Origin of the sequence: Dietzia sp. Cai40, assembly GCF_014145165.1 — a bacterium.
GTDB classification, from domain to species: domain Bacteria; phylum Actinomycetota; class Actinomycetes; order Mycobacteriales; family Mycobacteriaceae; genus Dietzia; species Dietzia natronolimnaea.
In genome coordinates, this window is sequence record NZ_JAALEB010000284.1 from 1 (window position 1) to 10301 (window position 10301).

Below are 10301 nucleotides of genomic sequence, written 5' to 3' on the forward strand. Positions count from 1 at the left end.
CGCGGCCCGTGGGGCCCGACGGCGCCGCCCGGGGTGGACGACGCCGTCAGCGGGTCACTTGATCTCGCAGAGCACCGTTCCCTGGGTGACCGCGGCGCCGGCGTCCACGGACAGGTCGGTGACGACCCCGTCCTTGTGGGCGGTGACCGGGTTCTCCATCTTCATGGCCTCGAGCACGGCGATGAGCTCACCGGACTTGACCTCCTGGCCCTCCTCGACGGCCACCTTCACCACGGTGCCCTGCATGGGGGCCGAGACGGCGTCCCCGGAGGCGGCGGCACCGGCGGCCCCGCCGCGGGTGCGGGCCTTGGCCTTGCGGCGGACGGTGCCACCGTTGTGCGACCCGCCGAAGGCCAGGTCACCGGGCAGCGAGACCTCGACGCGGCGGCCGTCCACCTCGACGACGACCTTCTTGCGCTCGACCGGCTCGTCGTCGTCGGCGGGGGCACCGGTGGCGCTCCACGGCTCGATCGGGTTGTCCCACTCCTCCTCGATCCACTTGGTGTAGACGTCGAAGCCCTTCCCGTCACCCACGAAGGCGGGGTTGGCGACGACGTGGGCGTGGAACGGGATGACGGTGGCCATTCCCGCGACCGTGAACTCCGCGAGGGCACGGGCCGACCGCGCGAGCGCCTGGTCGCGGTCCTCGCCCCACACGATCAGCTTGGCCAGCATCGAGTCGAACTGGCCACCGATCGTGTCGCCCTGCTCGACGCCGGAGTCGACGCGGACGCCCGGCCCGCTGGGCTCGTGGTAGCCCGTGATCGTGCCGGGGGCGGGCAGGAAGCCGCGTCCGGCGTCCTCGCCGTTGATGCGGAACTCGAACGCGTGGCCGCGCGGGGTCGGGTCCTCGGTGAACTCGAGCACCTCACCCTCGGCGATCTTGAACTGCTGCAGCACGAGGTCGATGCCCGCGGTCTCCTCGGTGACCGGGTGCTCCACCTGGAGGCGGGTGTTGACCTCGAGGAAGGAGATCGTGTCGCCCTGGACCATGTACTCGACCGTGCCGGCGCCGTAGTAACCGGCCTCCTTGCAGATGGCCTTGGCGGAGTCGTGGATCCGCTTGCGCTGGTCGTCGGTGAGGAACGGGGCCGGGGCCTCCTCGACGAGCTTCTGGAAGCGACGCTGCAGCGAGCAGTCGCGGGTGCCGGCGACGACCACGTTGCCGTGCTGGTCGGCGAGGACCTGGGCCTCGACGTGGCGCGCCTTGTCGAGGTACTGCTCGACGAAGCACTCGCCGCGACCGAAGGCGGCGGTGGCCTCACGGGTGGCCGAGTCGAAGAGCTCGGCGACCTCGGACATCTCGTGGGCGACCTTCATCCCGCGCCCGCCGCCACCGAAGGCGGCCTTGATGGCGATGGGCAGGCCGTACTCCTCCGCGAACTTCACGACCTCGTCGGCATTGGCGACGGGGTCCTTGGTGCCGGCCGCCATCGGAGCCTTGGCGCGCTCGGCGATGTGCCGGGCGGTGACCTTGTCGCCGAGGTCGCGGATGGCACTGGGCGGCGGCCCGATCCAGATCAGCCCGGCGTCGATGACGGCCTGGGCGAAGTCGGCGTTCTCGGAGAGGAAGCCGTACCCGGGGTGGATGGCGTCGGCTCCGGACTTGGCGGCCGCGTCGAGGATCTTGTCGAAGACCAGGTAGGACTCCGCGGAGGTGGTGCCTCCCAGGGCGAAGGCCTCGTCGGCCAGCTTGACGAACAGGGCATCGGCGTCGGGCTCGGCGTACACGGCCACGCTGGCCAGACCGGCGTCCTTCGCCGCGCGGATCACACGTACAGCGATCTCGCCGCGGTTGGCGACGAGGACCTTGGTGATGTGAGAGCTGGCATGACTGGGCACTCAGGGCCTCCTGGTGATGGACGTCTCTTAGACCGGTGCGCCCGGTAGGGGCACCGATATTCTCCAGCAGTCTAATGAGAGGCCCCCCTCATGTGTGGGTTTGGGGGTCGAAGGGCTGCCCCACGGGGGCGGGCCGAGCGGGTCGTCGCCTCTCTGACCTGCTGTTCAGCTGCGGAGCTCGGGCCGCCACAACTGGTGCGCGTGGATCCCGGCCCCCTCGAGGAGGCGCCGCAACAGCGGAAGGCTGAGTCCGATGACGCTCGACGGGTCGCCGTCTATCCGGTCGATGAACCAGCCGCCGAGCGACTCGATGGTGAAGCCGCCGGCGCACTCGAGGGGCTCGCCGGTGCGGAGGTAGACGTCGAGGTCGGCGTCCGACGGGGCGCCGAAGTGAACCGTGGTGTCGGAGGTGTCGGTCCCGCTCCGGGTGACGACGAGGGGGCCGTCCCCGGTGAGGTCGGCGACCATCAGTGCGTGGCCGGTGATCAGCACCCCGTGACGACCGCGCATCCTCCGCCACCGCGCCATCGCACGCTCGTAGGTGTGCGGCTTGCCCTCGAGCCGGCCGTCGACCAGGAGCATCGAGTCGCAGCCCACCACGATGAGCGTGTCGGCACCCGCGGCCCGGGCCTCGGCCGCGAGTGCCCCGCCCTCACGATCGAGGACGTCCTGCGCCTTCGCGCGGGCCAGTTCCTCCACCACGCGTACATGCGGGGTGGCCGCGGGGAGTGCGGCCTGGAGGGCGTCCTCGTCGACCTGCGGGTGTCGGATGAGCGGGTCCACGCCGGCCTGCTGGAGGATCCGCAGGCGGGACGGGGAGGCCGAGGCGAGGACGAACGTGATCATGGGTCCAGCGTAGCCAGGGCCTCAGTTCCGCGGCAGCAGCATCGTGACGGTGAGCGTGGTGGGCTCGATCGCACGCACCGAGTGCCGCAGCCCCGCGGTGAGGTGGATCATTTCGCCGGGCACCAGGACGACCGTGCGGTCGGGGAGGCCGAACTCCACCCGGCCCCTCAGGACCTGGACGAGGATCGGGTGGTGGGCCGCGTGGTTGCCGAGTTCGTGACCCTCCGCGAACTCGAACGCCACGATCTTCGCGGTCTCGTCCTCGTGCACGACGGAGGCCCGAGGCCGGTTCTCGAAGGGCTCGGCGCGACCGATGATGTCGGTCAGATGGGTGGCGGTGCCCTCGGTGGTCCCGGCGCGGCTGCCGTGGTCGCGGTCGTCGCGTTCGGGGGTGGTGGGCTCGTTGGACACGCGGCGCCTCCTGGAAGTTGGTGTCCCCCAACCTACGGGGCGGGCGTCCGGTGTGGTTGCCGCGTAGCCGGTCCGCATCCGCCCACGCGCCTGTACGGACAGACCGCAGCCGCCCCCGGCGCCGCACTCCCGCAGGCGCTTCGGTGCGCGCGGGCGTGCAGGGACGGGGGCGGCTGTGGTGCCGCCGGGCTGGGCCGGGTCAGTACTGGCGGCGGTTGAGGAACGACGTGGGGTTGTACCCGAACGGCGGCCGCAGTCGGTCCTCGTAGGACCCCCAGTCGTCCTTGATTCCCGTGGGGAACTCACCCTGGTGGACGGCGTTACCCTGCGCGGTCGCGAGCACGGCGGCCAGGATGCCCACCTCGACCGCGGTGGGGTTGCCGCGCACGACCTGGAAGAACGGCGCCGCGGCCTTCTCCTCCGTGGCCTCGTTCTCCACGGCCGTGTTCTCCGCGGCCTGCTGCTGCTCGGCGGCGGTCACAGCGGGATGTTCCCGTGCTTCTTGGCGGGCACCTCGACGACCTTGCGGTCGAGCAGGCGGAGCGCCTGAGCCACCTGCAGGCGGGTGTGCGACGGCGGGATGACGGCGTCGACGTAGCCCCGCTCGGCGGCGACGTACGGGTTGACGAGGGTGTCCTCGTACTCGGCCTGCAGCTTCAGGCGCAGCGCGTCGACGTCCTCGCCGTTCGCGGCGGCGGCCTTCAACTGCTCGCGGTAGACGAACCCGACGGCCCCGGACGCGCCCATGACGGCGATCTCGGCCGTCGGCCACGCCAGGTTGATGTCGGCGCCCATGTGCTTGGAACCCATGACGTCGTACGCGCCGCCGTATGCCTTGCGGGTGATCACGGTGACCTTGCCGACCGTGGCCTCACCGTAGGCGTACAGCAGCTTCGCGCCGCGGCGGATGATCCCGTCGAACTCCTGGCCGGTGCCGGGCAGGAAGCCGGGGACGTCGACCAGGGTCAGGATGGGGATGTTGAAGGCGTCGCAGGTGCGGACGAAGCGCGCGGCCTTCTCGGAGGCCTTGATGTCCAGGCAGCCGGCGAACTGGGTGGGCTGATTGGCCACCACGCCGACGCTGCGGCCCTCGACCCGGCCGAACCCGACGATCACGTTCATGGCGTACTGCGCCTGGGTCTCGAGGAACTCGCCGTCGTCGACGATGTGCGAGATGACCTCGTGCATGTCGTACGGGCTGTTGGAGGAGTCCGGGATGATCGTGTCCAGCTCGTGGTCCTCGAGGGTGAGGTTGTCCTCGATCGCGCCCTCGGTCGGCGGGACCGGGAACCGGGGGGCCTCGGCCCGGTTGTTGCTGGGCAGGTAGGACAGCAGGTCCTTGACGTAGTCGAGGGCGTCCTGCTCGTCGTTCGCGGTGTAGTGGGAGACGCCCGACTTGGTCATGTGCGTGGTGGCACCGCCGAGCTCCTCCTGGGTGACCTCCTCGCCGGTGACCGTCTTGATGACGTCCGGGCCGGTGACGAACATCTGCGAGGTCTTGTCGACCATCACGGTGAAGTCGGTGAGGGCGGGGGAGTAGACGTGGCCACCGGCGGAGGGGCCCATGATCAGGGACACCTGGGGGATCACCCCGGACGCCTGGACGTTGCGGTGGAAGATCTCCCCGTACAGACCGAGCGAGACCACACCCTCCTGGATGCGGGCACCGGCACCGTGGTTGATGCCGATCATCGGCCGGCCGGTTTTGAGGGCCAGGTCCATCACCTTGACGATCTTCTCGCCGTAGACCTCACCGAGGGAGCCGCCGAAGACGGTGGCGTCCTGCGAGAACACGCAGACGCTCCGGCCGTCGACGGTGCCGTACCCGGTGATGACACCGTCGCCCAGCGGCCGACGCTCGGCCAGGCCGAAGGTTGTGGCACGGTGGCGGGCGAGCGCGTCGATCTCGACGAACGAGCCCGGATCGAGCAGGTTCTCGATCCGCTCGCGGGCCGTCATCAGGCCCTTGTCGTGTGTCCTGTCGACCGCGGCCTGTCCCATCGGGGCGCGGGCTTCGTCGAGCCGCCGACGCAGCTCGGACAGCTTCCCGGCGGTCGTGTGGATGTCGGGCGTCGCAGCGTCGGTCTGGACGTCGTCACTCACGTCCGGTTCTGAGGCAGTCGTCATGTTGTAAGACTCTAACGACTCGGGTGGCTCCGTGGCGACGTGACCCGGCCTACTCCCCCGACACCGACCCCGCCGTCGGGCGGGGTTCGGACCTACTCTGGACGTCGTGCACGCAGACCCCGGACCCGAATCGCCGCGCCCGCTCGACGCCGATGCCCTCCGCCGGGAGCTGGTCGAGAGGCCGGGTGCGCCGTACAGCTCCCTCGAGGTCCTGGAGGAGGTCGGGTCGACCAACGCCGAGGCGATGAGGCGAGCGGGACTGGGCGCCGCGGACCGCGGTGTGCTCCTGGCCGAGTACCAGGCCTCGGGACGCGGGCGGCTCGGACGCACGTGGACGGCGCCTCCGCGGACCCAGGTGGTGGTGAGTGTCCTGCTGCGGCCCGGCTCGGTCTCACCCACCCTGTTCGGGTGGCTGCCCCTGGTCACGGGTCTCGCGATCCGGGACGGACTCGTGGCGGCGGGCGGGGTGGACGCCACGCTCAAGTGGCCCAACGACGTGCTCGTCGACGGGGGCAAGATCGCGGGGATCCTCTCGGAGATGACGACGGTCCCCGCGGAGGGGGACTTCGAGTTGCGCCTTCCCGCGCTGGTGGTGGGTGTGGGGATCAACGTGACACTGACGCGGGAGCAACTGCCCGTCCCGCACGCGACCTCCCTCGCCCTCTCCGGTGGGACGACCGACCGTGACGTCGTCGCACGGGCGGTCCTCGAGGCCCTGGCGCACCGGCACGAGCAGTGGCGTCGATGCGAACGCGGGAGCGGATCGACCATCTCGGACGAGCTCATGGCCGAGTACTCGGCGGCCTGCTCGACCGTCGGGGCCGAGGTCCGCGTCGAACTGCCGGGCGACGTCGTACGGACAGGGCGAGCCGCACGCGTGGACAGGGAGGGCCGCCTCGTCGTCGTCACCCCGGACGGGGAGCTGTCCGTGGCCGCCGGGGACGTGACCCACGTGCGTCCGGCCGCCGGCCGGTGGGGCGGCTGACCCGTGGGGTTCGTCCGTTCGGTCGTCTCTCCGGGGGAGACGCTGATCGTCCACAGCCACCCGCACTGGCGCGCGCTCGTGCGCCCCGCACTGGTGACGGTGATCGGCGCCGGTCTCGCCGGGATCGCCGGGGGGTTCATCGAGACGCAGGTCGTGCACTCGGGGGACCGGGCCGCGACCTGGGCGATGGTGGCGGGGATCTACCTCCTCGTTGTCCTGCGCTTCGGCCTGTGGCCCGCGCTGCGGTGGGCGCGCACCGACCTCGTGGTGACCGACGAGCGCGTGCTCTACCGGCCGGCCGGCTCGACGCGACGGTGTGTGGACGTGCCGTTGCGCCGGATCAGTGCCGTGCGGTTCCGGCACACCCTCACCGACCGGGCCCTGGGCACCGGGTGTCTCATCCTCGAGTGCGGACACCTGCCCCCGGTCGAGATCGACCATGTCCCCGCCGTGGCGCGGGTCCACGCCACGGTCTACGACGAACTGCTCCGTCTGCCCGCGGTGCCCCCGCCCGGCCCCCTCGCCCCGCCACCCCGCTTCCGCTGGGGGCTGCCGGGGCGTCGGTGACCTCCCCACCACCCGTGAGAACATGGACCACGTGAACGACGACTCGCGCATCCGCCGCAATCCTCTCGGTTCGCCCGTCGTGGCGATGATCGGAGGCGGGCAGCTCGCCCGCATGACGCACCAGTCGGCGGTGGCGCTCGGCCAGACCCTGCGCGTTCTCGCCGCCGACCCGCAGGACCCGGCCGCGCAGGTCACCCCCGACGTCGTGATCGGCGCCCACGACGACCCGGACGCGGTCCGGGGTGTCGCGGCCGGCGCCGACGTGATGACCTTCGACCACGAGCACGTGCCACCGGAGATCCTCGTCGAGCTCGAGTCCGCCGGCGTCGCGGTGCGGCCCCGGGCCTCGGCGCTCATCCACGCCCAGGACAAGCTGGTCATGCGCCGCGCGCTCGAGGAGATCGGGGCGCCGATCCCGCCGTTCACGGCGATCGACTCCGTCGAGGACGTCCGGCGCTTCCACGGCGAGCAGGAGGGGCACATCGTCCTCAAGGCCGCGCGCGGCGGCTACGACGGCCGCGGCGTGTGGATGCCGGGCTCTCTGGAGGAGGCCGAGCGCATCGCGACGGAGCAACTCGACGCCGGTGTGCCGATGATGGCCGAGGCGCGGGTGCCGTGGACCCGGGAGCTCTCCGCGCTCGTCGCCCGCTCGCCGTTCGGCCAGGGAGCGGTGTGGCCCGTCGTGGAGACGGTCCAGCGCGACGGGATCTGCGCGGTGGTGGTGGCACCGGCCACCGGGCTGCCCGACGATCTCCGCTCCGCGGTCCAGGCCACCGCCCTGCGCCTGGCCGAACACCTCGACGTCACCGGGGTGATGGCGGTCGAACTCTTCGAGGTCACCGGTTCCGACGGCCGCCCGGGTGTGCTGGTGAACGAACTGGCGATGCGACCGCACAACTCCGGACACTGGACCATGGACGGAGCCACCACCAGCCAGTTCGAGCAGCATCTGCGGGCCGTTCTCGACTATCCGCTGGGTTCCACCGTCCCGACGGCCCCCGTGACCGTGATGGCCAACGTGCTCGGCGCGGCCCGTGCCCCGGAGATGAGCATGGACGAGCGGGTGCACCACCTCGGGGCCCGGTTCCCGCACGCCAAGGTCCACCTCTACGGGAAGTCCGAGCGGCCGGGACGCAAGATCGGGCACGTCAACGTCCTCGCCGACCCCGGGGTCGACCCGGATGACGCCGACCAGGTCGCCACGGTCCGCGCGGTGGCCGAGCACGCCGCCCACTGGCTGTCCCACGGGGAATGGGCCGACGGGTGGGACCCCCACACGGGGGCACCGGTCGGCGACTTCGACCGCTGACGCCACCCCCTTCGACGAAAGGCACCACCATGACCGCACCACAGGGCGGGCCGCAGGTCGGTCTGATCATGGGCAGCGACTCCGACTGGCCGACGATGGAGGGCGCGGCGGAGGCGCTCGCCGAGTTCGGGATCCCCTTCGAGGTGGGCGTCGTCTCGGCCCACCGGACCCCGCAGAAGATGCTGGACTACGCCCGCTCGGCCGCGGGCCGGGGTATCCGGGTGGTGATCGCGGGTGCCGGCGGGGCCGCGCACCTGCCGGGGATGGTCGCCTCCGCCACCCCGCTGCCGGTCATCGGTGTCCCGGTGCCCCTGAAGCACCTCGACGGCATGGACTCGCTGCTCTCGATCGTGCAGATGCCGGCAGGGGTGCCCGTGGCCACCGTGTCGATCGGCGGGGCCCGCAACGCCGGGCTCCTGGCGGTCCGGATCCTCGCCGCCTCCGACCCGGAGCTCCGGTCCCGGATGGAGGGTTTCCAGGCCGAGCTGGAGGCGATGGTGGAGCGCAAGGACGCCGCGCTGCGCCAGAGCCTCCTGGGCTGATCCGCCCCGTCCTCCGCGGCACCGTCCGCCCCGCCCGGGAGGCCCGCCGCCCGGGCGGGGCGGGCGGTGCCCGACTGGTAACTTGGATGGCCGGGCGCGGCACGTCAGACCCCGCGGCGATATCGACGGTGAAGGTGCGTCGTCGGCATCGCCGGGAGGTGCCCCGGACGGTGTCCGCCGCGCGATCAGCACCGACGATTCCCTCTTGGAGGACCGCACATGTCCGGTAACCCCGACTTCGACCTGTACCAGCCCGCGGAGGAGCACGAGGAGCTCCGCGCGGCGATCCGTGCCCTCTCCGAGAAGGAGATCGAGCCGCACGCCGCGGACGTCGACGAGAACGAGCGGTTCCCGCAGGAGGCGCTCGACGCGCTCAACGCCTCGGGCTTCAATGCGGTCCACGTGCCGGAGGAGTACGGCGGGCAGGGCGCGGACTCTGTCGCGGCGTGCATCGTCATCGAGGAGGTCGCCCGCGTGTGCGGTTCGTCCTCGCTGATCCCGGCCGTGAACAAGCTCGGCACGATGGGCCTGATCCTGGCCGGAGGTGAGGACCTCAAGCAGCAGGTCCTGCCCGGGATCGCCGAGGGCGCGATGGCCTCGTACGCCCTGTCGGAGCGCGAGGCCGGGTCCGACGCCGCGGCCATGCGCACCCGCGCCCGCCAGGACGGCGACGACTGGATCCTCAACGGCGGCAAGGCGTGGATCACCAACGGCGGCAAGTCCACCTGGTACACCGTTATGGCCGTGACGGACCCCGAGAAGGGCGCCGGCGGCATCTCCGCGTTCATGGTGCACGCCGACGACGAGGGCTTCGGCGTCTCGAAGACCGAGAAGAAGCTGGGCATCAAGGGTTCGCCCACAGCGGAGCTGTACTTCGAGAACGTCCGCATCCCGGGTGATCGGATCATCGGCGAGCCGGGCACCGGCTTCAAGACCGCGCTGCAGACCCTGGACCATACCCGCCCGACCATCGGCGCCCAGGCCGTGGGCCTCGCCCAGGGTGCGCTCGACGCGGCGATCGCCTACACCAAGGAGCGCAAGCAGTTCGGCAAGGCGATCTCGGACTTCCAGAACACCCAGTTCATGCTCGCCGACATGGCGATGAAGGTCCAGGCCTCCCGTCTCATGGTGTACACGGCCGCCGCCAACGCCGAGCGCGGCAGCGCGCCGGGTGGGCAGAAGCTGGGCTTCATGGCCGCGGCGTCCAAGACGTTCGCCTCGGACGTCGCGATGGAGGTCACCACCAACGCCGTGCAGCTCTTCGGCGGCGCGGGCTACACCCGCGACTTCCCGGTCGAGCGCATGATGCGCGACGCCAAGATCACCCAGATCTACGAGGGCACCAACCAGATCAACCGCATGGTCATGGCGCGTCAGCTCCTGGGCTGATCCTCCGGGCACCGGCCCGCCGACCTGCACACGAGAGCCGCCACTTCCGACCGGGGGTGGCGGCTCTCGACGTGGATGCACGGCCGCGGGGTGGCGTTGTGCCGCGGCGCCGGGCCGTCAGAGGGTGAGGGTGGTCCGCTCCGTGGTGGCCACGTCCGCGACCCCCGGTGCATCCGGGTCCGATCCGGTGACGAGGACGGCGGAGCCCCCCGAGGCGAGGATCCGGGCGAGGACGCCCACGACGTCGTCCCGCTCGCGGCCGGCGACGAGCGCCCGGCCGGCC

10 protein-coding genes are annotated in these 10301 nt (G+C 71.5%); 5 read left to right on the plus strand and 5 right to left on the minus strand.

The annotated features are described in order from the left end of the window. Positions 1-54: 54 nt before the first annotated feature. The 5 genes from G6022_RS11205 to G6022_RS11225 all read right to left on the minus strand — a co-directional run bounded on the left by G6022_RS11205 (position 55) and on the right by G6022_RS11225 (position 5226). Complete coding sequence (locus tag G6022_RS11205) at positions 55-1842, minus strand: biotin carboxylase N-terminal domain-containing protein (RefSeq protein WP_182691581.1); 1788 nt, start codon at positions 1840-1842, stop codon at positions 55-57. A gap of 165 nt (positions 1843-2007) precedes the next feature. After that, positions 2008-2688 (minus strand): nucleoside triphosphate pyrophosphatase, encoded by a 681-nt coding sequence (locus tag G6022_RS11210; RefSeq protein ID WP_182639403.1) that lies wholly within the window; start codon positions 2686-2688, stop codon positions 2008-2010. Positions 2689-2709: 21 nt separating this feature from the next. Further along, the gene (locus G6022_RS11215; protein ID WP_182639404.1) at positions 2710-3099 is read right to left on the minus strand and encodes a cupin domain-containing protein; all 390 of its coding nucleotides are present in this window, start codon (positions 3097-3099) and stop codon (positions 2710-2712) included. A 199-nt stretch (positions 3100-3298) separates the two neighbouring features. Beyond that, the gene (locus tag G6022_RS11220) at positions 3299-3580 is read right to left on the minus strand and encodes an acyl-CoA carboxylase subunit epsilon (protein WP_259846289.1); all 282 of its coding nucleotides are present in this window, start codon (positions 3578-3580) and stop codon (positions 3299-3301) included. Beyond that, a complete protein-coding gene (locus G6022_RS11225) occupies positions 3577-5226 on the minus strand; it encodes an acyl-CoA carboxylase subunit beta (protein WP_182639406.1) in 1650 nt (549 codons plus the stop codon). Before G6022_RS11225 ends, G6022_RS11220 begins: the two co-directional genes overlap by 4 nt. A gap of 106 nt (positions 5227-5332) precedes the next feature. Between G6022_RS11225 and G6022_RS11230 the strand changes: the two genes are divergently transcribed. The 5 genes from G6022_RS11230 to G6022_RS11250 all read left to right on the plus strand — a co-directional run bounded on the left by G6022_RS11230 (position 5333) and on the right by G6022_RS11250 (position 10018). After that, complete coding sequence (locus G6022_RS11230; protein WP_182616338.1) at positions 5333-6211, plus strand: biotin--[acetyl-CoA-carboxylase] ligase; 879 nt, start codon at positions 5333-5335, stop codon at positions 6209-6211. Between the two features lie 3 nt (positions 6212-6214). Beyond that, the gene (locus tag G6022_RS11235; RefSeq protein WP_182609608.1) at positions 6215-6778 is read left to right on the plus strand and encodes a PH domain-containing protein; all 564 of its coding nucleotides are present in this window, start codon (positions 6215-6217) and stop codon (positions 6776-6778) included. Between the two features lie 22 nt (positions 6779-6800). Continuing rightward, on the plus strand, positions 6801-8087 hold the full coding sequence (locus G6022_RS11240) for a 5-(carboxyamino)imidazole ribonucleotide synthase (RefSeq protein WP_179524767.1): 1287 nt from the start codon (positions 6801-6803) through the stop codon (positions 8085-8087). Between the two features lie 29 nt (positions 8088-8116). Then, positions 8117-8629 (plus strand): 5-(carboxyamino)imidazole ribonucleotide mutase, encoded by a 513-nt coding sequence (gene purE, locus G6022_RS11245; RefSeq protein WP_179524768.1) that lies wholly within the window; start codon positions 8117-8119, stop codon positions 8627-8629. Between the two features lie 219 nt (positions 8630-8848). Continuing rightward, a complete protein-coding gene (locus G6022_RS11250) occupies positions 8849-10018 on the plus strand; it encodes an acyl-CoA dehydrogenase family protein (protein WP_179524769.1) in 1170 nt (389 codons plus the stop codon). The last annotated feature ends 283 nt before the right edge of the window (positions 10019-10301 follow it).

Excerpts from the sequence above, each read along its gene's own strand:
- G6022_RS11240 (WP_179524767.1), top strand. The coding sequence starts at position 6,801 with ATGGACCACGTGAACGACGACTCGCGCATCCGCCGCAATCCTCTCGGT.
- G6022_RS11210 (WP_182639403.1), bottom strand. The coding sequence starts at position 2,688 with ATGATCACGTTCGTCCTCGCCTCGGCCTCCCCGTCCCGCCTGCGGATC.
- G6022_RS11250 (WP_179524769.1), top strand. The coding sequence starts at position 8,849 with ATGTCCGGTAACCCCGACTTCGACCTGTACCAGCCCGCGGAGGAGCAC.
- G6022_RS11225 (WP_182639406.1), bottom strand. The coding sequence starts at position 5,226 with ATGACGACTGCCTCAGAACCGGACGTGAGTGACGACGTCCAGACCGAC.
- purE (WP_179524768.1), top strand. The coding sequence starts at position 8,117 with ATGACCGCACCACAGGGCGGGCCGCAGGTCGGTCTGATCATGGGCAGC.